The 24,525-nt window shown below is 33.5% G+C and carries 14 protein-coding genes; 11 read left to right on the forward strand and 3 right to left on the reverse strand.

The genetic code is table 11. The annotated features are described in order from the left end of the window. The first annotated feature begins 48 nt into the window (after positions 1 to 48). Entirely contained in the window at positions 49 to 999 is a 951-nt protein-coding gene (locus tag J7574_RS17945; RefSeq protein ID WP_290971749.1) for an ABC transporter ATP-binding protein, read from the forward strand. 113 nt (positions 1,000 to 1,112) lie between these two features. Here the strand turns inward: J7574_RS17945 and J7574_RS17950 are convergent, their stop codons facing one another. Further along, complete coding sequence (locus J7574_RS17950) at positions 1,113 to 3,524, reverse strand: prolyl oligopeptidase family serine peptidase (RefSeq protein ID WP_290971752.1); 2,412 nt, start codon at positions 3,522 to 3,524, stop codon at positions 1,113 to 1,115. Positions 3,525 to 3,787: 263 nt separating this feature from the next. On the opposite strand from J7574_RS17950, the gene J7574_RS17955 reads away from it, so the two are divergent. Together J7574_RS17955 and J7574_RS17960 are read left to right on the forward strand one after the other, a co-directional pair. Beyond that, on the forward strand, positions 3,788 to 4,795 hold the full coding sequence (locus J7574_RS17955) for a 3-oxoacyl-ACP synthase III family protein (RefSeq protein WP_290971755.1): 1,008 nt from the start codon (positions 3,788 to 3,790) through the stop codon (positions 4,793 to 4,795). Positions 4,796 to 4,931: 136 nt separating this feature from the next. Then, positions 4,932 to 5,603 carry a copper homeostasis protein CutC gene (locus tag J7574_RS17960; protein WP_290971758.1) on the forward strand — a complete coding sequence of 224 codons (672 nt, stop codon included), beginning with the start codon at positions 4,932 to 4,934 and terminating at the stop codon, positions 5,601 to 5,603. Positions 5,604 to 5,696: 93 nt separating this feature from the next. On the opposite strand, the gene J7574_RS17965 is transcribed toward J7574_RS17960, so the two are convergent. Further along, positions 5,697 to 8,114 (reverse strand): TonB-dependent receptor, encoded by a 2,418-nt coding sequence (locus J7574_RS17965; protein WP_290971761.1) that lies wholly within the window; start codon positions 8,112 to 8,114, stop codon positions 5,697 to 5,699. A gap of 334 nt (positions 8,115 to 8,448) precedes the next feature. Here J7574_RS17965 and argS point away from each other — a divergent pair, with 334 nt between their 5' ends. From argS to J7574_RS17980, 3 genes are all read left to right on the forward strand, one after another. Beyond that, positions 8,449 to 10,227, forward strand: coding sequence for an arginine--tRNA ligase (gene argS / locus J7574_RS17970; RefSeq protein ID WP_290971764.1), 1,779 nt, complete (start codon positions 8,449 to 8,451; stop codon positions 10,225 to 10,227). A 434-nt stretch (positions 10,228 to 10,661) separates the two neighbouring features. Then, on the forward strand, positions 10,662 to 13,853 hold the full coding sequence (locus J7574_RS17975; protein ID WP_290971767.1) for a SusC/RagA family TonB-linked outer membrane protein: 3,192 nt from the start codon (positions 10,662 to 10,664) through the stop codon (positions 13,851 to 13,853). Positions 13,854 to 13,928: 75 nt separating this feature from the next. Further along, positions 13,929 to 15,299: a RagB/SusD family nutrient uptake outer membrane protein gene (locus J7574_RS17980; RefSeq protein WP_290971772.1), complete on the forward strand. Its 1,371-nt coding sequence runs from the start codon at positions 13,929 to 13,931 to the stop codon at positions 15,297 to 15,299. 70 nt (positions 15,300 to 15,369) lie between these two features. Here J7574_RS17980 and J7574_RS17985 read toward each other — a convergent pair whose 3' ends face one another. Next, complete coding sequence (locus J7574_RS17985) at positions 15,370 to 16,272, reverse strand: DUF6607 family protein (protein ID WP_290971775.1); 903 nt, start codon at positions 16,270 to 16,272, stop codon at positions 15,370 to 15,372. A gap of 104 nt (positions 16,273 to 16,376) precedes the next feature. Between J7574_RS17985 and J7574_RS17990 the strand changes: the two genes are divergently transcribed. From J7574_RS17990 to J7574_RS18010, 5 genes are all read left to right on the forward strand, one after another. Continuing rightward, positions 16,377 to 18,491, forward strand: a complete 2,115-nt coding sequence (locus J7574_RS17990) for a TonB-dependent siderophore receptor (RefSeq protein ID WP_290971778.1) — start codon at positions 16,377 to 16,379, stop codon at positions 18,489 to 18,491. A 19-nt stretch (positions 18,492 to 18,510) separates the two neighbouring features. Continuing rightward, a complete protein-coding gene (locus tag J7574_RS17995; RefSeq protein WP_290971781.1) occupies positions 18,511 to 19,593 on the forward strand; it encodes an HmuY family protein in 1,083 nt (360 codons plus the stop codon). A 275-nt stretch (positions 19,594 to 19,868) separates the two neighbouring features. Then, the gene (locus J7574_RS18000) at positions 19,869 to 21,347 is read left to right on the forward strand and encodes an SGNH/GDSL hydrolase family protein (RefSeq protein WP_290971784.1); all 1,479 of its coding nucleotides are present in this window, start codon (positions 19,869 to 19,871) and stop codon (positions 21,345 to 21,347) included. Next, positions 21,344 to 22,765, forward strand: a complete 1,422-nt coding sequence (locus J7574_RS18005; protein ID WP_290971787.1) for a GDSL-type esterase/lipase family protein — start codon at positions 21,344 to 21,346, stop codon at positions 22,763 to 22,765. The genes J7574_RS18000 and J7574_RS18005 overlap by 4 nt, the downstream gene beginning before the upstream one ends. A gap of 1 nt (position 22,766) precedes the next feature. After that, positions 22,767 to 24,449: an MBOAT family protein gene (locus J7574_RS18010; RefSeq protein ID WP_290971791.1), complete on the forward strand. Its 1,683-nt coding sequence runs from the start codon at positions 22,767 to 22,769 to the stop codon at positions 24,447 to 24,449. Positions 24,450 to 24,525: the final 76 nt, after the last annotated feature.

Genomic DNA, 24,525 nt, shown 5'->3' on the forward strand with positions numbered 1-24,525 from the left:
GACTTTAGAAATTAAACATTGTAAATTTGACGTCTCATATTACAACTCATGCTCGACATACAAAATATATCTTTTTCATACACCGAAAGCCCCGTTATAAAAAACATCTCTTTTTCTATTGAAAAAGGTCAGAATATTGCCATAATTGGTGAGAGTGGCTGCGGAAAAAGTACGCTGCTCAAGCTTATATACGGACTATACGATCTGGACGAGGGAAGCATTTTTTATGGTGACAAGCCAGTATTAGGACCAAAGTTTAATTTGATTCCTGGAATGCCTTATATGAAATATCTGGCGCAGGATTTTGATTTATCGCCTTATGAAACTGTTGCTGAAAACGTGGGGAAGTTTCTATCAAATGGTTTTGCAAACATGAAGAAACTTCGTGTTCAGGAATTGTTGGAAATGGTAGAAATGGATCAGTTTGCTCATGTTAAGACCAAATTCTTGAGTGGTGGACAACAGCAGAGAGTGGCTTTAGTAAGAGTTTTAGCTCTAGAACCAGAAGTAATTCTGTTAGATGAACCATTTAGCCAAATTGATGCTTTTAGAAAAAATGCGTTGCGTCGTAATTTGTTCCGCTATCTTAAACAAAAAGGAATTACCTGTATTATTGCAACACATGATAGTACAGATGCTTTGTCTTTTGCAGATCAGGCAATCGTGATGAGAAATGGCGAAGTATTGGTAAAAGATGATCCTGCAAAAATATACGAAGACCCAAAAGTTAAATACGTGGCTTCTTTGTTTGGAGAAGTAAATGAAATTCCGACTCATTTATTATTGTCTTATCCAGACGAAACACACAAAACGCTAGTTTATCCGCATCAGTTTAAAATGGTTTCAGAATCACGGCTGATGGTGAAAATTAGGAGAACTTATTTCAGAGGAAGCCATTATCTAATTGAAACCGTTTATAAGAGGCAATTGATTTTCTTTGAAAGCGAAATAGATTTACCGCTTGAACAAGAAGTGTTTTTGGCTTTAAATTATTTATAAATTAGTTAATGTGTCAGTTAGATAATTAGATAATTTTTTTCTTTAACCATGATAAAATAAACCCGACAGGTTTCAAAAACCTGTCGGGTTTTATCTTTAAAATCAAGAGGAATTTAATTCTTTAAATATTTCTCTAAAAACTGATCTTGTTCCCAAAGCAAATGAAGAATGTTTTCTTTAGCGACATAACTATGTGATTCTTTTGGTAGAATAACCATTCTTGCTGGTGCTCCTAAACCTTTTAAGGCTTGAAAATAACGCTCTGTCTGCAAAGTGAAAGTTCCAGGATTGTTATCGGCTTCTCCGTGAACTAATAAAATCGGAGTTTTCATTTTTTCCGCATTCATAAATGGTGACATTGCATTGTAAACTTCCGGTGCTTCCCAGTAATTTCTTTGCTCAGATTGGAATCCGAAAGGAGTTAAAGTTCTGTTGTAAGCGCCGCTTCTAGCAATTCCGCACGCAAAAAGATCTGAATGCGTTAATAAATTTGCTGTCATAAATGCTCCATACGAGTGTCCTCCAACGGCCACTTTTTTACGATTAATATATCCTAAAGCGTCAACGGCATCAATTGCCGCTGCTGCATTATCAACTAACTGCGAAATAAAGTTGTCGTTTGGTTCTGTTGTTCCTTCGCCAATAATTGGAAAAGCGGCATCGTCTAAAACCACATATCCTTTTGTAACCCAATAGACAAATGATCCATAGTAAGGAAATGTAAATTCGTTTGAGTTTTGGGTTGATTGAGAAGCGCTATTTCTATCTTTATATTCTGCTGGATAAGCCCAGATCAATAGCGGCAATTTTTCTTTTTTAGTTTTATCATAACCTGCAGGAAGATATAAAGTTCCTGAAAGTTCCAATCCGTCTTTGCGTTTGTATTTGATAACTTCTTTGCTTACATTTTTAATGCTCTCAAAAGGATTTTTGAAGTCAGTAACTTGTGTTAAGCTGTTTTGTTTTTTGATATTTCTGAAATAGTAATTTGGGTATTCTGATTTAGACTGGATTTGAACCAGAATTTTTCCGTTTTTAAAATCTTCGATTTCTAAAATATCTTCTTTTTTATCCTTATAAGGAGAAGTATAAATGCGTTTAGATTTTAAAGTTTCCAAATTGAATTCATCTACAAAAGGAAATTGCCCTTCTTTTGTATAACCTTCTCCAATTCTGAAAAGATTATTTTTTTCGATGGCTAAAACATATTTATTATAGGCATTTTTTTTGGTTTCAAAAACTCCAGGATCCGAATACACATCTTGCGAATTTCTATCAGTAATCAGTTTTGGCTGTTGGCTTGGGTTAGATGGATTGATCAAAAATGTTTTGGTATTCCTAGTATCGTACCATTCTTCTGAAAGAACCGCTAAATTTTCATTTCCCCAAGTAATATCACTAAAACGCTGTGCTGTTTTTGCCAATGATGTAGCTTCTTTATCAAAAGGCGCGTCCCAAAGAAAAACTTCATCTCTAAAATCTACTTTTTTAGCAGGATCTCCTTCGTCTAAAGCCACTACATAAGATAATGTTGCAGGTTTATCGTTTCTCCAAGCCATTTCTCTTTTTCCTTTTCGAACAGCCATGAAACCTTTTGGCATAATTTCGTTCAAAGGAACCTCGTTTACAGTTTTAATTTCTCTTCCGCTTAAATCATAAACAATGGTTTTAGAAGGAAATCTGTTTAAAGGAACGACATAAGAAAACGGTTTTTGAATGGTAGTCAGCATAATGTAATTACCGTCTGGCGAGATTTTTTCTCCAGCAAACATCGCTCCGTCTTTGTATAAGACCGCATCACCATTTAGTTTTACTTTGTATAATTCAGAAGTTATGCAGTTTTCAAAATTAGCTTCGTCGTTTTTGTTTTTCAGCATATCAGGATAAGTTCTGTTTTGAGATTTTTCTCCTGAAGTGTTTGAAATAATTGGACCAGTAGGCAGATCTTTTTTAGAGTCTAAAAGAGCAGGTCTGTTTTTAGGGAGCATTTTAACTAAGATAGTTTCACTGTCCAAAAACCAGTTAAACGGATTTCCAAGATTCGCATTTACTCTAGCCTCTGTAAGTTTTGTTGCCTGTGCTGTTGCCACATCCAAAACCCAAAGTTCTACACCAGAATTTGTGGTGTGAGAGAATAGGATTTTTTTATCGTTTGGCGACCATAGAATGTTTGTTATTTTTGGATTATCAGGCAGGCCCTTAACTTGAATTTCTTCCTTTCCGCTTATTTTTCTCAGTTTAAGATTGGTAAGATAGGTTACAGTGCTCGAAATATTAGTAACAGGATTAATTCGTAAACCTGCCAAACGAACCTCGTCTTGATTGAGATCATCCAGTGTTTTATAAGTGTTGCGATACATCAAGAGCATGTTTTCTTTTTTGGTATCCATAGATACTGTAGGAGCTCTTTGGTAATCTGCCAAATCTAAAATAGATTTTGAAGGTTTTTGATAAGTCAGATTCTCTTGGGCAAAAGAGAAAAAGCTTACGTTTAAAAATAAAAACAGCGTAACCTTTAATTTCATAATTTGAATTTTATGGGTTTGTAAATTGGTATTCAAAATGTTTGTCTAAGATACTTTTGTCTTGTTACATTTTGTAGCTGATTTTTAATTTTTTTCAATGTTTATGTCCGAAAACTGCCTTTTCGGGAAGTAAATGATGATAAGTTGCTTTAGAATTAAACTATATTAAATTGCTAATAACGAAAAAAATAGTATTTTGTGTACGTATATTTTAAAGTATGCGTAAATTTGCAATCCAATTTTTTAATAAATAATAATAGATTATGTATCATTCAAAAATAGCTGGTTTAGGATATTATGTTCCTTCAAATGTGGTGACTAACGATGATTTGTCTAAGATAATGGACACCAATGATGAATGGATTCAGGAAAGAACCGGAATTCAGGAAAGAAGACACATTATCCGTGGAGAAGACACTACGACTTCAATGGGGGTGAAAGCAGCTAAAATTGCAATCGAGCGTTCTGGTATAGCCAAAGAAGATATTGATTTTGTAGTTTTTGCTACATTAAGTCCAGATTATTATTTTCCAGGTCCAGGAGTTTTGGTTCAAAGAGATTTAGGATTAAGAACAGTTGGTGCACTAGATGTTAGAAATCAATGTTCAGGATTTGTTTATGCACTTTCTGTTGCAGATCAATATATTAAAACTGGAATGTATAAAAATATTTTGGTTATTGGTTCTGAGGTTCACTCGACTGGATTGGATATGACCACTCGCGGGCGTGGAGTTTCTGTAATCTTTGGAGATGGAGCAGGAGCAGCAGTTTTAAGCCGTGAAGAAGATTTGGCAAAAGGAATTTTATCTACTCATTTGCATTCTGAAGGCGAACATGCAGAAGAATTGGCTTTGCAAGCACCAGGAATGGGAGCGCGTTGGGTAACCGATATTATTGCAGATAATGACCCTAACGACGAGAGCTATTATCCTTATATGAACGGACAGTTTGTGTTTAAAAATGCGGTAGTGCGTTTTGCCGAGGTTATCAATGAAGGATTGGAAGCAAATGGTCTTCAGGTTTCAGATATTGATATGTTAATTCCGCATCAAGCAAACTTGAGAATCTCGCAATTCATTCAGAATAAATTCAAATTAACAGACGATCAAGTTCATAACAATATTCAAAAATACGGAAACACGACAGCAGCGTCTATTCCGATTGCTTTGACTGAAGCTTGGGAGCAAGGAAAAATCAAATCTGGAGATACTGTAGTTTTAGCAGCCTTCGGTAGCGGATTTACTTGGGCAAGTGCTATTATTAAATGGTAAAATAATCATCTTACATTATATTTTTTTTAACCTGCTTTCTTTACTGGGAGCAGGTTTTTTTTATAAATTGCGGCGTAGGACTGACAGGTTTTAAAAAACTGTCAGGTCTCGGTGAATAAAATTTATTTCAATCAAAATGAAAAAAAATCAACTCGAAATAGCTTGTTTTAATTATGAATCGGCATTAATTGCTCAGGCAAACGGTGCAGACAGGATTGAATTATGCGAAAACATGACATTAGGAGGAACTACGCCAAACTCCATTCTAGTAGTAAAAGTTCGTGAAAGTCTTGATATAAAAATGCATGTCATCATTAGACCTCGCGGTGGCGATTTTGTCTATTCTGATGAAGAGCTTACAGAAATGAAACAAGATATTAAGCAGTATAAAAAATTGGGTGTAGACGGTTTTGTGTTTGGAATCTTAAAGGAAAACGGAAAAATAAGTAAAAAACAAAATAAAGAATTAGTCCATCTAGCGCATCCGCTGCCGTGTACATTTCATCGTGCCTTCGATGTGGTTAAAAATCCTGAAAAGTCTTTGGAATCTGTAATTGATTGCGGTTTCAAAACCATTCTAACTTCTGGTCAGGGAATAAATGTAGAAGAAGGAATTCACGCTTTAGCAAGACTTCAAGAATTGGCTGGAGATAGAATAGAAATTATGCCAGGAGGCGGTTTGCGATCTTCGAACATTAAATTGCTTCAAGAAAAATTAGATTTAACTTTCTATCATTCCTCAGCAATAACAGATAATTCTGAAACGGCAAATCCTGAAGAAGTAAAAGAATTAAAAAACTTTTTATAATTCATTAAGAGAAAATAAAAAAAGCCTGGAGTTGGCATACTCCAGGCTTTTCTTTTCTACAAGAACTATTAAAATCTACTAACTAAAGTGGGATTAAAACATTCCGCCACCACCTTTATTAGTGTTATCTTCTCTTTGTTTACGCTGTAGGTTTTTGATTTTTCCACCTCCAAAGCTGTAAGTTAAGCCTAAGTAAACTGTTCTGCTTTCCCAAGAAAACTGACCTGTTTGTGGGTAAGGATAAATTCCATCAAAAGCATATTTCATTGTTTTGAAAACGTCATTAAAACGTACGCTAATATTCATTTTGTTATCTAGCAAAGTATAGCGAGAACCAATATCTATTTTATACATTTCATGTCTGTTTTGCTGAACGTCTTCAACAGGGCCTCTGTAAAAACCAAACAATAAGAAACTTAAACGTTTTGTAGGTTTAAAGTTTGAATTCATACGAGCATTAAATGCTGTAGTGGTTACACTGCGGTCGTGAGGTACACTTGTGCTTGTTGCAGGGTCAAATTCAAATACAACACCTTGTTGTTTAATGCTTGAAAAGTCAATAGAGGGTTGGATATCCCACCATTTTGTAAGCTTGTAATTCAACGAAACATCAAAACCATACGCGCTGTTGTGATCGTAGTTTGTATAACTCAAAATTTGTTTGTATCCAGAAGGATCATTTGGATCTGGACTTAAAGTTCTGCTTATTTGATCGTTAATGCTTCTTACATAAACACCAGCAGTAACACTTCCTTTTTCAAGAGTTTTAGTATAATTTACTTCAACAGAGTTGGTAAACTGAGGTCTTAGTTCAGGATTTCCGTATGAAGTTACCAATGGAGTTGAGAACTCACGAATAGGTTTTGTCTGCTCAATACTCGGACGGTCAACACGACGGCTGTAACTAAACTGCAATGTGTTTTTCTCATTTAAATTATAGGTGAAATAAGCAGATGGGTATAAAGTGATATAATCATCATTAAACTTATCCTGACCATGGTTTAAATTAGCCTCAACTTTATAGCTCTCAAAACGAGTTCCTAATTGGTAGCTGAATTTTTTGAACTTTTGTCCAAAAGTTACATAAGCTGAATAAATATCAGTATCGTAAGTATAATTTGAAATTCTTTCATCAACAGGAACTAGAGGATTACCTGTGTTGTAATCGTTGTTTGTTCTTGTAATTCTAGCCTCGGCACCAGCTTCTAGCGTTGTTTTATCGTTTAACGGATTTACATAATCAACGTTTAGAGTCGTTAATTTTCTTTTATCGCCAATTTGATCATTGTAAATTACACTATTTGAAGTATTGGTTGGGCTTGTTGTTTTGGTGTCAAAACTTGCGTCTTGATTTGCCTTAGTGTCACTATAGTTACCTTCAAAATCTAAAGTATGTCCTTCTTTTTCGAAAATGTGCTTGTAAGCCAAATTGTAAGTTCCAGTTTTTGTTGGTCCTTTGTAAAGAGAATTTTGGTAAATGTTTAAAATATTTGGATCACCATTATTGTAATCAATATTGGTAATTACATTTCCGTTTCCAGTTGATTTGTTCTGATTGGTGTAGAATGACAAAGTGTTTTTGTCATTAATTAAATAGTCCATTCCTAACTTATACAAGTAGTTATCATTTTCGTTAGAAATTTTCAAATTCTGTTCTACGTCTTGATCCAATCTTAGAATTCTACCTTTGTTGTAATACGTTCCAAAATTTTGTCCTCCGTTTCCAAAGAAGTTTACTTTTCCAGTTTTATAATTCAAATCAAGTGACTGATTGTATTTTGCAGTTTCTCCAAAAGTAATACCTCCACTATAGCTTCCGTTGAAACCAGTGTTTGCACTTTTATGCAATACAATATTGATGATTCCAGACATTCCTTCTGGATTGTATTTTGCACTTGGGTTTGTAATCAACTCAATTTTTTTGATCGAAGTTGATGGGATTTGTTTCAATAATTGAGCTGGGTCAATGTTAGATGGACGTCCGTCGATTAATACACGAACATTGTCATTTCCGCGAAGCGAAAGTTTTCCGTCTTGATCTACATTTACAGATGGAATATTGCTCATAATATCAGATGCAGAAGCTCCAGCAGTTGTTAAATCTTTACCAACAGTAATTACTTTACGGTCAATTTTTTGTTCAATTGTTGAACGTTCAGCAACAATATTTACACCTTTTAACTGAGTTGCTTCTTCTTCAAGAGCAACATTTACAGTTGCTGTTTTTCTGTTTTCGCTTAAAAGTGCAGAACCAATATATTTTTTGAATCCGATATATTGAATTTCGATTGTATAGCTTTTTAAAGCGATGTTTTTAAATGAAAAGTCTCCGTTGTCATCTGTATTTACGCCAGAAACTACTTTTCCATTTTCTTTAAGCGAAACTGTAGCATAAGAAATCGGTGCATTGTTTGACTTTTCTGTAATTTTTCCAGAAATACTTCCAGTATTCTGGGCCTGTGCAGTTGCGATTATACCTAATAACGCAAACAGAAAGAATTTTAATTTCATGATTTTTTTACTGATTATTTTTGATTTGATTGATGATGATTTTTGTTTTTGTTAGTTTTTCTTTTTTTTGTTTTTCTTTGCTTTAAAAAAATTTAAAGTCACTAAGTAAGACTCTTTTGCATTGGATATGTTACAAGAAATTGCAGAAAAAAACATATTTTTTTTCTCGTTGTCTGTCTTGTAAGAGTTTACACTTTTGATTTTTTGATAATTTTAACATTTGAAAACGCATCTTTTTTATCAAATTGAAACTCTTTTCTTGAATTTAATATGTTTTTGATTTTCTCTAATTGATGAATAAGCAGTATCTTTGCTCACTTTAAAATAAGTTTACATGTCATTACCACAAATTCTTACACCTTCTATACAAAAAGCAATACAAGCATTATTTGATGTTACTGTTGATAAAATCGAGTTTCAAACTACTAGAAAAGAGTTTGAAGGCGATATTACAATGGTGATATTCCCTTTATTGAAAGTGATTAAAAGTAATCCAGCCGAATTGGGAAATAAAATCGGAAATTATCTAGTAGAAAATGTTTCTGAAGTGGCTCGCTTTAATGTAGTATCTGGTTTCTTGAATATTGTTATTTCAGACAGTTATTATGTAAATTTCTTTAACGGAATAAAAGACCAAAAACAATTCGGATTTGTAGTTGCAAATCCAGATGAAAAAGCCGTAATGGTAGAATATTCTTCTCCAAACACTAATAAACCTCTACACTTAGGACACGTTCGTAACAACTTGTTAGGATATTCTGTTGCAGAGATTTTAAAGGCGTCAGGCAAAAAAGTATACAAAACCCAAATTATCAACGATCGTGGAATTCACATCTGCAAGTCGATGCTGGCTTGGGAGAAATTCGGAAATGGAGAAACTCCAGAAACTTCGGGATTAAAAGGAGATAAACTAGTTGGTAAATATTATGTAGAGTTTGATAAAGCATACAAAAATGAAATTAACGGTTTAATCGAAACAGGTAAAACAGAAGAAGAAGCAAAAAAGCAAGCGCCAATTATTGTAGAAGCGCAAGATATGCTTAAGAAATGGGAAGCAGGCGATGAAAAAGTGATTGCACTTTGGAAGAAAATGAACGAATGGGTTTATGAAGGTTTTGCGACAACTTATACCAATCTTGGAGTTGATTTTGATAAATATTACTACGAAAGCAACACCTATCTATTAGGTAAAGATGTTGTTCAAGTAGGTTTAGATAAAGGCGTTTTCGAAAAAGATCCAGACGGTTCTGTTTGGATTGATTTGACAGACGAGGGCCTAGACCGTAAAATTGTTTTGCGTTCTGATGGTACAGCGGTTTATATGACACAAGATATCGGAACTGCAATTCAGCGTGTAAAAGATATGCCAGATGTTGGCGGAATGGTTTACACCGTTGGAAATGAGCAAGACTACCACTTTAAAGTGTTGTTCCTAATTTTGCAAAAATTAGGTTTCGATTGGGCTTCAAGTCTATATCACTTATCATACGGAATGGTAGATTTGCCTTCTGGTAAAATGAAAAGCCGTGAAGGAACTGTTGTAGATGCTGATGATTTGATGCAAGATATGACCGATACAGCAAAACAGATTTCGGAAGATTTAGGAAAATTGGACAGCTATTCTGACGAAGAAAAGGCGAAACTTTACAAAACAATCGGTTTAGGAGCTTTGAAATATTACATTTTAAAAGTAGATCCTAAAAAACGTATTTTATTTAATCCAGAAGAATCTGTAGATTTTGCTGGAAATACAGGTCCGTTTATTCAGTATACTTATGCGAGAATTCAATCCATAATCCGTAAAGCCGATTTTGATTTTTCTGCTAAAATTGAAATTGAAGAGATGCACGAAAAAGAAAAAGAATTGGTAAAGCAAATCGAACTTTTTCCAGAAGTAATTCAGAATGCGGCTCAAAATCATAGCCCAGCTTTAATTGCCAATTATACTTACGATTTAGTAAAAGAATACAACTCATTTTATCAGTCAGTACATATATTAGGAGAAGTAGATTTGACTAAAAAAATATTTAGAGTGCAACTATCTCAAAAGGTTGCCGAAGTTATTAAATCTGCATTCCACTTATTAGGAATTGAAGTTCCAGAGAGAATGTAAAATTTAGTTAAATACAAAATACGCAAAAGCCAGTAGTTTAAACTATTGGCTTTTTTTATTGCTTTTTTGGCTTAGTGGGCACGATTTGTAATTTAATTCTTGGTTAATTTGCTTTGCGAATTCGAAATAACATCAGTTTTTAAAATACTTCCTTATATTCATTTTTAACTATTTTGAATTAGTACCCATTTAGTGAAAATGATAAAAGGATAAAAAACCGTCTTCAATAAGACGGTTTCTTTTTTAACTCCATTTCTGCTATACTTTTCTCAAAAGGCATTCGAAATTTATTCCTAGCATAATATATTATTCTTATAGCACAATGAAAATTGTAGTATTAATATTATATTTAACTGTGTTAAAAGTAGTTTAGTTCTTGTTAAAATTATTTAAATTTTTTAAGTTCGCGCTCTCTAATTAAAAAACAAAAAATAATGAAACAAAAATTAAAAGGATTTATGATGCTTTTTTTTGTTCTGATTTTGCAATCGACGATTGCTCAGGAGAAAAAAATTACAGGAGTAGTTTCAGACGCAAATGGGCCAATTCCTGGAGTAAATGTAATGGTAAAGGATACTAAAAATGGTGTACAATCAGATGTTGATGGAAAGTATACAATAAAGGCTAAAACAGGAGATATTTTGATATTTTCCTATATGGGGTTTAAAGATGTTAATTTAACTGTTGGATCAAGTTCTGTTCTGAATGTAAAAATGCAGGAAGGTGGAAAAGAATTGGACGAAGTTGTGGTTGTAGCTTATGGAACACAAAAGAAACAAGAAATAACAGGAGCTGTTTCTAAAATTGATTCTAAAATGTTAGAAACTTCTCAGGCATCTAATGCGGTACAATCATTAACAGGGAAAGTTGCCGGAGTACAAATCAGTGCAAATTCGGGGCAGCCTGGAGATGCTCCTCAAGTAAGATTTAGGGGTATTGGTTCTATTTCATCTTCAAATGCTCCTCTTTATGTAGTTGATGGAATAACATTTAACGGGGATATAAACTCTATATCAACGCAAGATATTGAATCAATTAGTTTTTTAAAGGATGCATCTTCTAATGCGTTATATGGAAGTAGGGGAGCAAACGGGGTAATTATTATTACTACTAAAAAAGGAAAGAAAGGACAATTAACAATTACTTATGAAACTAAGCTTGGAGTTAATTCAAGAGCTGTTCCTGAATATAATATGATTACTGATCCAGGCGAATATTATAAAGCAGCATATAATAGAATTAAAAACGGATTAATTTATCAAGGTCAGACATCGATAAATGCTTCAAATATTGCTGCCCAAAATTTGATAAAAGGGGATACTTATTCTCTAGGTTATAATAATTATAATGTAGCTGACAATCAGGTTGTAAATCCAAAAACAGGAGAAATTAATGCTGATGCAAAACTATTGTATCACGACGATTGGTCGAAGGCATTATTTAGACCTGCTTTTAGACAAGAGCAATATTTGAGTATATCAAACGCTACAGATAACCTTAGTTCTTATTTGTCTATTGGTTATTTATCAGATGGTGGCTATACTATTAATTCAAATTTTGAGCGTGTAACATTAAGAGCTAATTTAGATTACAATGTTTCTAGTAAAGTGAAAATAGGAACAAACCTAAATTATGCGCATTCAAATCAAAATGCTCCAATTTCTAAAACCTCATCTTCAACTTATAGTAATTTATTTAGTTGGGCTCGCAATATAGCTCCAATCTACACTATTTGGCAAAGAGATCGAAATGGTAATATGATTTATAATGAAGATGGTACTAAATCTTATGATTTTAATCAAGAAGGAGATAGACCATATGGATCAAATTTGAACCCATATGCAACAACATTATTGAATACAAAATTAAATGAAGAGAATAAGTTTGGAGCCAGAGCATATGTTTCTGTTGATTTCTTAAAAGATTTTAATTTTAGATATAATATTGGGTATGATTTACTATCTGGTTATTATTTAACAAGTACAACTGGTGAGGGGGGTGATGATATGGGAGTAAATGGTAGAATAGGAACAGCTACTAAAAATGAATACACATTAACTAATCAGCAATTAGTATCTTGGAAGAAGACTTTTGGTGAGCACGCAATTGATTTGCTGGTTGGACATGAATCATCTGACTTCACTTCAAAAATGTTAGCAGGTCAAAAAAGCAATATTGTTATATCTGATTTGCCAATTATTAGTAATGCAACCAAATATGGCTATTTAGATGGCTATAATGATTTGTATAAAGTTGAAGGTTATTTTTCTAGGTTAAATTATAACTATAAAAATAAATACTTTGTAAACGGTAGTTTTAGAAGAGACGGTTCATCAGTATTTGCTCCAGAAAATAGATGGGGTAATTTCTATGGTTTTGGAGCCGCATGGTCTGTGAGTAAGGAGTCATTCTTTCCTAAAACAAAATGGATTACAGATTTTAGAATAAAAGGGAGCTATGGAGAGCAAGGTAATGACAATATAAACTATCCGGTTACTTCACAAATTAGTCATCGCAGTTACTTTGGTAGTTTAAGGAACTATTATGCTTACGAAACTCAATACGAAGTAGTCCCGGACTCTGAAGGTAATGCTAGTATTTTAAATGTTTTTGAAGCAGATAAAAGTGTTAAATGGGAAAAATCTAAAAATCTAAATGTAGGATTTGATATTACCTTATTTGATAGAATTTCTATTGAAGCTGAATATTTTGAAAGAAACGTTAGTGATTTGATATATAATTTTCCTATCGCTTTGTCTACAGGAACAGCATTTGTTTCTAAAAACATTGGAGACATGGGGAATAAGGGAATAGAAATAAATTTAGGAATCGATGTTATTAAAAATAAAAATATTGACTTCAATATTTGGAGTAATGCAACAAATTATAAAAATAAGATAACATCTTTACCAAAAGCATTTACCGATGGAATCTATCGTTTTGAAGTTGGAGCTCCTGCTTATTCATACTTTTTAAGAGAATTTGCTGGAGTAGATAAGACTAACGGAAATGCACTATGGTATAAAGATGAGAAAGATGTTAATGGGAAGTTGACAGGGAACAGAATAACTACTAATGTCTTTGGAGATGCTAATACATATTTGAGTAAAAAAGACGCTAATCCAGATGTATATGGCGGGTTTGGGGCCTTGTTTAGATATAAGGATATTACTTTTAAAGCTGGTTTCGCATATCAATTTGGGGGGTATATGTATGATGGACTTTATCAATCCGCAATGTATTCAGGATCGGATAATATAGGACAAAATTATCACAAAGATGTAACAAAAGCATGGACGATTGATAATCCTACTTCAAACGTACCAAGAGTTGATCATATATCAATCTATCAAATGGGAAATTCAGATTATTTCTTAATAAAATCTGATTATATAAGTCTTCAAGATGTTTCGATAGGATATAATTATAATGACACATGGCTTAGGGATTTAGGTATCCAATCTACAAAATTTACTTTGATGGGATCAAATTTAGCATTATGGTCTAAGAGAACAGGAATGGATCCAAGACTTAATAGATTAGGCGAAAGAGTAAATAATGGACAATCTCTTAACGTGTATGGTGTGATGAGAAGTGTTTCATTTGGTTTAACAGTAAATTTTTAAAACATGAAAAAGATAATAATAGCAATTGTATTTTTATTGACTCTTGTAAGTTGTGATAAAGAGTTTCTTGATACAGTGCCGGAATCAACAATAAATAAAGAACAATTAGCAACTTCTGCATCGGCAAATCAAGCTATTGTAAGTGGAATTTATTCCGCATTAAGATCTTATGGATTAGCAATTGGAAGTAATCATGAAGATTATGGTCACAAATCGGTACTGGCTGCAATGGATATGATGTCTAATGATATGCTAATGACGAAATCTAGCTGGTATCAATCGTTTTATACTTACATTGGTAGACAACAAACAAATTCAAGATCTAGATTAGTATGGAATACTTACTATCCTCAGATTAAGTCAGCAAATATTGTTCTAGGTGGTATTCCGTCAAATACCACAGATGGAAATTTAAAGGCAATTCGCGGCCAGGCTTTGGCTTTAAGAGGTTACTTCTATTTTATGTTGGCACGTACTTATGGGCCTACCTACATAGATAATGAAAACAAATTATGTGTTCCTTTATATGTAGAACCTACATTAGAAGGCAAGGCAAGATCTACCGTGAGCGAGGTTTATAGTTTAATTGAAAGAGATTTGAAAGAATCTATCGAATTATTAGCATCCTTTAAACGTTTGAATAATGATTCTGTAGATCAGTCAGTTGCGGAGGCTTTTTTAGCAGATGTATATTTGGAGATTGGTAACTACAAGGATGCAGCGGCTATGGCTCATGCTGCAAGACAAAAGTATACTTTACTTAATGAGGCAGAGTGGATGAATGGTTTTTATATTACAAAATCTAATGAAACTATGTGGGGAGCAACATTAAACTCTTCAATTAGTACTTTTGTTGCAAATTTCTTTGGACATTTTGATAATACAAATGCATCAGGATATGCGGGAGGAATGGGAATTTATAAAAATATAGACAAAAGTTTATATAATAGTATTTCGGATACTGATTTTAGAAAAAAAGCTTTTGTATCGCCAGCAGGAAATTTAACTTATCCGTCTCTACCAACTTATGCTAATATAAAATTTAGAGATCCAACTATAGATTCAGGCAGTTATATTTATTTGAGATCTTCTGAAATGTATTATATAGAAGCAGAAGCGCTTGCAAGATTAGGAAATGAAACTTCAGCAAAACAGATATTGTATGAAATAACAATAACAAGAGATCCTGCATATATACTTTCTACAAATTCAGGTTCAGCATTAATTAATGAAATCGTTCTTCAAAAAAGAATAGAATTATGGGGAGAAGGCTGCGCTTGGTATGACATGAAGCGCTTAGGTGTTGGTCTTACAAGAGATTATCCAGGCTCAAATCATCCTGCTTTCGGGAAATTTAATATTCCCGTTGGCGATAATAGATTTATATTTCAAATTCCTCAAGCTGAAATTGATGCAAATCCTTTAATCATACAAAACGAATTGTAATATTTATATTCTAAGCAAAAAGCCTGAAGTCTCAAAACTTCAGGCTTTTTTACAACAACTAACTTCTAAATTACTTAACAAATTTGTCAATGATTTTATCTGTTTCTGCTTTTGCCGTATCTGGTTTTAAATCAAATAATAAAGAGTACAGCGCTTTTCTATCTACTTTAGCTTCTAAATTTAAGTCTTGATGCCTGTCAAAAAGAGTTTGCCATTTGTCGCGAACGTTTTTCCATAATGCATTGTTTGCCGCCCACCATTTTTGAGCTGCAATACATTTGCTGTCGGCAACTTTATTGTAAACATCAAATCCTTTTTCTTGGGCAAGCAATACATCTTTTCCGGCATCGTCACGAACCAACTTGTCGTTGTCTTGCTCATGATTCCATCCAGTAGCAGTGATTTCGTGAATGTTTCTTCTTTTCAAAACATTATAATCGTTACGTTTTGTCTGCTCTCTTCTTGGCAGCGGAGCATCGGCAACGTTTGCCCAATAATCCTGTCCGTCAACGTGAACCCATGTTGAAGAACCTTCATATCTAGGACTATCATCTACCTGATATACTTTTTGAGTCCATTGCCCTTTAACCGTTTTTTTGTCTAGTTTTTTGTATTTCCACGAGTTGCCTTTATCAAAAGTGTATAAGTCTGTGTTTTCATATAGCCAATCTTGTCTCCAATGTTTAATGATCATATCGTCGCTTACAATCAATAAGTGCTGCATTACGATTTTGTTTGGAGTATCCTCTAATAATTCTACCCATTCTAGAGCCGATTCGTGTTTAGTTTCAGAAGGTTTATAAGTAAGAGAATCTTTTGGATAAGAGAAAGTTTCTGTAAAATTAAACTTCACTTCGTAACAACCACACATTGATTTAATTGACTTAATGTCTTGTTGTTTTTTGTCCTGACTAAAACCAAGACTGCATGTTAAAGCCAAAGCGGCCGACATAAAAAGGCTTTTTGAAATCATAACTTATTGTTTGTTTTTAAAATTTGAGCAAATATATAAAATTTATTTAGAACAATTAAAAATAGTTATATATTTGCATGGATTATTAAGACTGAATAAAAATAATGAAATTTAAAATTAACCTTTTTACTGGGCTTCTTTTTTGTACATATTCTTTTGCACAGCAAAAAGATACTATTAAATCAGCTGAAAAATTGTCAGAAGTTGTGGTGACGGGACAGTTTGAGCCACAATCTATAAAAAAATCTGTTTTTAATGTTAGAGTGATTTCGAATAAAGATATTCAGAATCTAGCAGCAAATAATTTATCTGATGTGTTAAATCAATACCTAAATATTACCGTTAGGCCAAGTGGAACAAGTGGGCGTTCGACTGTTTCGATGTTTGGACTGGATTCGCAATATTTTAAAATTTTGGTTGATAATGTTCCTTTGGTAAATGAGGCAGGGTTAGGAAATAATACAGATTTGTCGCAAATCAATTTAAATGATATTGAAAGAATTGAAATTGTAGAGGGGTCAATGGGAGTAGTTTATGGCGCTAATGCCGTAAGTGGCGTATTAAATATTATTACAAAAAAAAAATCTACATATAAATGGAATGTAACTGCGTTTGTTCAGGAGGAAACGGTAAAAGATGAATATGCTCTTTTTGATAAGGGAAGACATATACAATCAATCAGAGCGGCTCATACGTTTAATGAACATTGGTTTGCAAGTGTTGGTTTAAACCGAAATGATTTTCAAGGTTTTTTAGATGATAAAAATGGAAAAGATTATTTTGAAAATGATCAGACAAGAGGATACAGATGGCTTCCGAAAGAACAGCTTAATGGGAATGCTTTAATCTCTTATAGCAAAAATAACTTTCGAATATTTTACAAGTTTGAATATTTAGATGAAGATGTTGACTATTATAACACCACAGTGCAATCAGGATATAATTCTACTTTAGGATCTTACCGATATGCTAATGATAAAAGGTATTTGAGCAATAGATATTTTCATAATTTGAATGCATCGGGAAAAATATTTGCTAGACTGAATTATAATGTTTCGCTTTCTCATCAAAAGCAAGAAAGAAATGTTGAAGATTTTTGGCATTATCTCTACACAAAAACGGAAGCAAACAGTACAACCGTTAAAGATCAGTCTATGGAGGTTCTTTATTCTACTGGTACGGTGAGTAATTTTTTTGATAGCAAGAAAGTTGATTTACAGATTGGGTACGAATTTGTAAATAATCAAGGATATGCTTTGGTTCAGGAAGGAAATAATATTTATTCTCCAGTTCGAAAAACATTAGAGAATTATGATTTTTTTGTTTCGTCGGAGATTATGGCAACATCGAGATTTTCTATTAGACCTGGACTCCGTTTTTCTGTTCAGTCTCAGTTTGAAAATCAATATGCATCTTCTCTTGGTTTAAGATATTTATATGACAATGGATTAGAACTTCGCGGTTCTTATGGCACTTCTTTTAGAACTCCAACTTTTGAAGAACTTTATACCAAACAAATTTTTGATGGGCATTTCTTTACAGGAAACGAAAATTTAGTTCCCGAGACAAGTACTTCTTATGAAGCAAGTCTTAAAAAATCAGCAAATTTAAGTTCTGGTTTGAAGATTGCCGGTACGCTGGCAGGAAGTTTTCTAAATGTAGATGATAGAATTGATATGGCTTTAGTAAGATTCAATCCAGACACGGGGAATCCAGAATATCAATACATCAATATTAGTAAGTATAGGATGTGGAATTTTTCTGCAATGAATCAATTTACTATAGACAATCTAAATTTTAATATAGGCGCTGCACTAATTGGAGTTTCAAGAAAAATCGAAAATCAAGTTTTTTCCTCCGATGACAAATTTTTGTATTCTTTCAATATTAACAGTAGCGTTTCTTATCAGCTTCCAAAATGGGGAACTACTTTATCTGCCTATTATAAATTTAATGGAAAAACACAACAGTTTATAGAAGGAAGTTCGTCTTATGTTTTATCAGATATAGATCCAAGCCATTGGCTAGATGCTTCAATTCGTCAGGGGTTTTTCAAAAACCAGTTAGAAGCAACTATTGGAGCGAGAAACATATGTAATGTTACAAATGTTAAGCAAACTAATACAGGACAAAGTGCAGGGCATGCAGGATCGTCAGAGCTGATGTTGGCTTACGGTCGTTCTTATTTCATCAAGTTGACATATAACCTTAATCTTTAATAATAAATAAATACTACCCATGAAAAAAACATTTTTAGTTTTATCTTTTTCATTGCTAACGCTTGTGTCTTGTTCAAGCGACGACGATACTAAAGCCGTAGAAGTTCCTTCAGTAGGAGCTACAATTAATGCTTCAGTTGGAGGACCAAATCAGCCAAATCAATTATATTTAGATTTAAGTACAGGAGAATCTAAGGCTGTTAACAGAGCAACTTGGGATTTCGGATTTTCTACAGGCTCAGACTTTAGAGTAATCATCAACGGTTCTCTTAAGATGGCTGTAAAAAAATTACAAACTTCTGATATTACTTTAGCACAAGAGATTGATGCAGAAGTAACTGTAGGTGCAGGAACAACAGCAGCATCAAACGGCTTTGTGGATAACCCGACAGGAGTTTTAGCGGGTGCTGGAGCAGGAATCGGAACTGCAATTGCTGAAATTTCTGCAACAGACGCTGATAACAAAGTATATTTAGTGAATTTAGGATACGCAGTATCTACTTCAAAACCAGCAGCTGGTTCTGTTAGCGTTGATGGTGAAGCTAGAGGATGGAAAAAAGTAAGGATCTTAAGAAATGGTGCTGGGTACAAAATTCAATATGCAGACTTAGCTTCTAAAACTTTTACTGAGGCAACAATTGCTAAAGATGCTGTTTACAACTTTACATTTTTCTCATTAATAACAGGAAACACAGTATCTGTTGAGCCACAAAAAGCAAAATGGGATTTGAATTTTACAACATTTACAAATTACTTAAATGCAGGAAGTGAAGTAACTTACGGGTACTCTGATTTTATTGTAACAAATATGAAAGGCGGAACACAAGCTTACCAAGTATTAACGGCTGATAAAAGTTACGAGGCATTTTCTAAAACTGATATTATTGAGACAAATTTTACCGTTTCTGCAACAGACCAAAGAATTATTGGGGCAAACTGGAGAAGCGGTGGAGGGCCAAGTACATTGCCAAGTATTAGAACAGATCGTTTTTATGTAATAAAAGATGTGGCAGGAAACTATTACAAAGTAAAATTCCTTGCTATGACAAATGATGCAGGAGAAAGAGGTCATGCAACTTTGCAATATGCTATATTGAAATAAATTCACATATTAAAAATCTAAGAAATACGGGTTTTCATTCTAAGATTGGGATAGCACCAAAAATCTAGTTAATCATTAGCTTTGTTTTTTTTTATTTTTTTTTGATTAAAGAGGTTAGAAATTCTAGCCTCTTTTTTTTGTTCTACTTTCTTGTTAAAATGAAATAGAAACAAAATGTTATTCTATCTTTGCACAAATTTTTTCTGCAAGAAGTTAACCATTATTGAATTGGTTTAATTTTTGAATGCAGTTCTTCATATTTTTATAATTATTAAGTGAATACAAAATCTTATTTTTTTCAGTCTTTTGCAATCGTAGCTTTAGCGCTAGTTGCTTTTATTGGGTTTAAACAAATCCTTCCGGACAAAATATTTTCTGAGAGTAAGTTAGATTCTAAAAATATATTGATAGACAGTTTGCTTTTGGAATCTGTTGCTGAAGATTCGCTATCACTAGACAAAGACAGTATTGCGAAAAGTGAAGAAGCAATGAACGGACAGAAAATTGTTTTTGATCAAACCGAAGGAATCGAGTTTCCTGCTGAAACATTCGAAAACTACAAAGGATATCAATACCTGATTTCTTTCTACGAGAAATTGTATCAGCTAGAGAAAAATCCGCAGAACCAAGTTCGAATTGCTTATTACGGAGATTCTATGACCGATGGAGATCTGATCGTACAGGATGTTCGTGCCAATTATCAGGAACGTTTTGGAGGAAATGGAGTTGGTTTTGTACCTATAACTTCAGAATCTGCGGCTTCAAGAGGTTCTGTAAAATCAAGTTATTCTAAAAACTGGAAAACGCAGTCTTATTTAAATGTAAAAAGACCTACAAGCCCTTTTGGAGTTAACGGACATGTATTTTTTGCAAATGACAAGTCCAATTCAACTTGGGTTCAATACGAAGCTGGATTGAACAAATATTGTACTTCTTTGGATAATGCAACATTATTTTATGGACGTTCGTCTAAAACAGGAAAAGTGAACTTCATTATCGGAAAAGATACGATTAAGAAAAGCCTTTCTCCGAATAGTTTAGTAAACACGCTAAAAGTTTCATCAGGAAGCTTAAAAGCTTTCAAGGCAAACTTCGTTCAAGCAGATTCTATTCCGATTTACGGATTTAATTTTGATAACGGATCAGGAGTTCACGTAGATAACTTTTCGCAAAGAGGAAATTCTGGACTTCCAATTTCGATGTTTAATGCAGATGTAATGAGAGCTTTTAATAATAGTCTGAAATACGATTTGATTATTCTGCATTACGGAACCAATGTTTTAAATTACGGCACCAAAAATTATTCTTGGTACGAGAAAGGAATGACCAAGACGGTAAATAAAATAAAAGAATCTTTCCCAGGAGTTTCAGTCCTAATTGTTTCGACTGCCGATAAATCAACCAAATATGATTTGGAAATGAAAACCGATTCTGCTGTTGTTCCTTTAGTGAAAGCGCAAAAACATTACGCATTAGAAACACAAGCAGGATTTGTGAATTTATATACCTTGATGGGAGGAGATGGTTCTATGATTAAATGGGTAGATGAAACTCCGGCAAAAGCCAACAAAGATTACACGCATTTTAACCAGCGCGGAGCAAAAGCGATTGGTAATTTGCTTTACCAACAATTGAATAAAGGATACGAAGAATATAAAGTGCTCAGACAGAAAAGAGATGCTGAGGGAACTAAGCCAAAACCAGTAAGAAGAGCCAAACCCGATTCCGTTTCAGTAACAAAAGACAGTGTATGATAAACAAACTTATTCTTTTCTTTTGTTGTCTTTTTTTTGCAACAAATGAAGAAACTCCCAAAACAGACGTACATCCAACACCAAAAAGTATGATTCACAAAGCAGATACTGCAGCAATTGAGGCTCCTTCTGACGGTCAGATTTATAATGCAAAAGCATTAGCCGATTTCTTTCAGAAGTTGGAACAAAATGAAGATAAGAAGAATCAAAAAATCAATATTGTACATATTGGAGATTCGCATATTCAAGGAGATTTGATGACCAATGAGATCAGAAAAAATCTGCAGCAAAAATTTGGTAATGCAGGACGTGGTTTAGTGTTTCCGTATCAATTGGCCAAAACAAACGGATCGTACAACGAGCGTTTTAAATCGAATAGGACGTGGGAAAGTTATAGAAATATTCACCCAGTTAAGAATTGTCCGATTGGATTAAGCGGAATTGGACTTTGGAGAGATTCTGGCGGATTTGTGATGGAGATGAATGTAAAAGATCCAGCGTATAAATTCAACACCATAAAAATTATTACGCCTCAGAATCAGAATATGTTTGATTTGGCAATTTCGTCTAAAATCAATTCGATCCAGACAACAGAGCCTAAAGTTATTACACATAAGATTAAAAAAGGGGAAGTGCTTGGATCCATTGCAGACAAATACAATGTTTCGGTTGCAGAAATTAAAAGAGACAATCATTTAAAATCTAATAATATCCGAGCGGGAAGAACGTTAAAAATTGCCACAAAGGAAACGAGGCAAAAGACCATTTCAATGTCTGAGTTTGTTCCGTTAGCAATAGAATCAGATTCGTATTCGCACTATTATAATTCGCAAAATGCTTTGAGCCGAATTTTCTTGATTCCAAATAAAGAAGCAAAAGAATACGAGTTAAACGGAATTGTTTTAGAAAAAGATGCTCCAGGATTAATTTACAGTAGTATTGGAGTAAACGGAGCTAAATATTCAGATTATAATAAATACCCATTATTCTTTGATCAGCTAAAATCGTTGCATCCAGATTTACTGGTTTTCTCTCTAGGAACAAATGAAAGTTACGAGCACTTAGATGTTAGTAATTATATCAAAGAATTAAGAGAGTTTATCAGCAATATCAGAGCCCAGAAAATAGTTGCGCCAATCATTGTAATGACTCCGCCGCCTTCGTTGCTAAGAAGAAAACCGAATAATTATATTGATGATTATGCAAGACAAATTATCGATATAGCCCAAAAAGATGGTTTTGCCGTTTGGGATTTATATGACGAGTTTGGCGGAATGAGCGGCATCAGACAATTAAAAATACAAGGATTAATAGGGCCAGACTGGGTTCATTATTCAAAAAAAGGATACGAGAAACAAGGAAATTTGTTTACTCAAGCGTTTTTAAGATCATACGATAATTTTAAATCAAAGAAGTAAGTTGACAACAATAGAGAGCATTAATAATTGGTTTATTCAAAACTTTGGTGCAATTACAATAGAACAAGTTAAGAGTTGGTTTGTTTACGATCCCGACGAAAAACTTTTATTCAATACCGGTTTATTCTTAGGATTATTTCTGGTTTTCTATTTTGTGTATGGTTTTTTACGCAAAACATTTTATTTGAGGTTAACGTATGTTATTCTCTTTTCGCTTTTCTTTTACTATAAGTCAAGCGGAATTTACTTTCTACTTTTATTGCTTTCCTCTGTTGTAGATTATGGTTTGAGCCAGATTATTTATAGAGAAAGCAGAGATGGCGTTAAGAAATTATATTTGATTATAAGTGTCATTTTGAACTTAGCGCTTTTAGGCTATTTCAAATACATGAACTTCTTGATTGCGACTTACAATGATATGTTTCATGGTAATTTTGCACTTCATAATGTTTTTCTTCCTGTTGGAATTTCGTTCTATACTTTCCAATCCATGAGTTATATTATTGAGATTTATAGAGAAGAAATCAAACCAACGAAAAACTATATTGAATATTTATTTTTCGTTTCATTTTTCCCGCAGTTAGTGGCTGGGCCAATTGTACGTGCGAAAGATTTCTTGCCTCAGATTTATCAAAAATTAAACCTTACGAAACAAGATGTAAATAATGCATTGTTTTTAATTATTGGAGGTTTAATCAAGAAAACGGTAATCTCAAACTACATATCTGTAAACTTTGTTGATCGTGTTTTTGATACGCCAATGAGTTATACTTCGTTTGAAAACTTAATGGCTTCTTACGGATATGCCATTCAGATTTATTGCGATTTCTCTGGATATTCAGACATGGCAATTGGTATTGCATTATTGCTTGGATTTAAACTGCCAGTCAACTTTAGAACTCCGTACAAATCAACTTCAATTACCGATTTCTGGAGAAGATGGCACATTTCGCTGTCGACGTGGCTGAAAGACTTTTTATACATTTCGATTGGAGGAAACCGTGAAGGATCTTTCGCAGGATATTTATTTCCAAGTTTATTCTTCTTCGGATTATTGCTTTGGGGAATGTCTTGTTATAACGAAAGTATAATTCCGCTTATCATTGCAGGAAGCAGTATTTTAGTTTTTGCTTTGTCATTTTTACTTTCAAGCAAAATAAAACAAACCTTAGTAACCAATTTCAACTTGTTTACCACAATGCTTTTAGGAGGTTTGTGGCACGGAGCGGGAGCGCAATTTATTGTTTGGGGAGCGCTTCACGGATTAGCTTTGGCTGTTCATAAAATATTTATGGAATTTTTTCCTTCGAAAAAAGATAAAAGTCCAAATTTCTTGTGGAGATTTTTCTCCATCCTAATCACATTCCATTTTGTGGTTTTCTGTTGGATTTTCTTCCGAGCAAGAGATTTCGAAACAGCTTTACAAGTAATCAATAATATTGGTCAATTAACCTTCGAACCAGAACTTTGGAAAACAATTGTTCTAGGTTACAAAAATGTATTCGGATTAATGTTATTTGGTTACGTTTGGCATTTCTTACCAGAATCGTTCACAAACGGAATGAAATCTGTTTTTGACAAAACGCCTTTACTAATAAAAGCCATAATCTTAGGATTCGTTTATTGGATTGTCTACGCAACTGCAGTCGCAGGTTCACAACCTTTCATTTACTTCCAGTTCTAAGCTAAACTTATTAATCTCGCAAAGTCGCGAAGTCGCAAAGTTTTTCATATTCTTTGCGACTTCGCGACTTTGCGAG

This window comes from Flavobacterium sp. (genome assembly GCF_017744675.1).
In the GTDB taxonomy this organism is placed as follows: Bacteria; Bacteroidota; Bacteroidia; order Flavobacteriales; family Flavobacteriaceae; genus Flavobacterium.

What these genes read in the sequence shown, in the direction of transcription:
- J7574_RS17945 (WP_290971749.1), top strand. Translation starts at nt 49, where the DNA reads ATGCTCGACATACAAAATATATCTTTTTCATACACCGAAAGCCCCGTT.
- J7574_RS17950 (WP_290971752.1), bottom strand. Translation starts at nt 3,524, where the DNA reads ATGAAATTAAAGGTTACGCTGTTTTTATTTTTAAACGTAAGCTTTTTC.
- J7574_RS17995 (WP_290971781.1), top strand. Translation starts at nt 18,511, where the DNA reads ATGAAAAAAACATTTTTAGTTTTATCTTTTTCATTGCTAACGCTTGTG.
- J7574_RS17975 (WP_290971767.1), top strand. Translation starts at nt 10,662, where the DNA reads ATGAAACAAAAATTAAAAGGATTTATGATGCTTTTTTTTGTTCTGATT.
- J7574_RS17955 (WP_290971755.1), top strand. Translation starts at nt 3,788, where the DNA reads ATGTATCATTCAAAAATAGCTGGTTTAGGATATTATGTTCCTTCAAAT.
- J7574_RS18005 (WP_290971787.1), top strand. Translation starts at nt 21,344, where the DNA reads ATGATAAACAAACTTATTCTTTTCTTTTGTTGTCTTTTTTTTGCAACA.
- J7574_RS17960 (WP_290971758.1), top strand. Translation starts at nt 4,932, where the DNA reads ATGAAAAAAAATCAACTCGAAATAGCTTGTTTTAATTATGAATCGGCA.
- J7574_RS17965 (WP_290971761.1), bottom strand. Translation starts at nt 8,114, where the DNA reads ATGAAATTAAAATTCTTTCTGTTTGCGTTATTAGGTATAATCGCAACT.
- J7574_RS17985 (WP_290971775.1), bottom strand. Translation starts at nt 16,272, where the DNA reads ATGATTTCAAAAAGCCTTTTTATGTCGGCCGCTTTGGCTTTAACATGC.
- J7574_RS17990 (WP_290971778.1), top strand. Translation starts at nt 16,377, where the DNA reads ATGAAATTTAAAATTAACCTTTTTACTGGGCTTCTTTTTTGTACATAT.
- argS (WP_290971764.1), top strand. Translation starts at nt 8,449, where the DNA reads ATGTCATTACCACAAATTCTTACACCTTCTATACAAAAAGCAATACAA.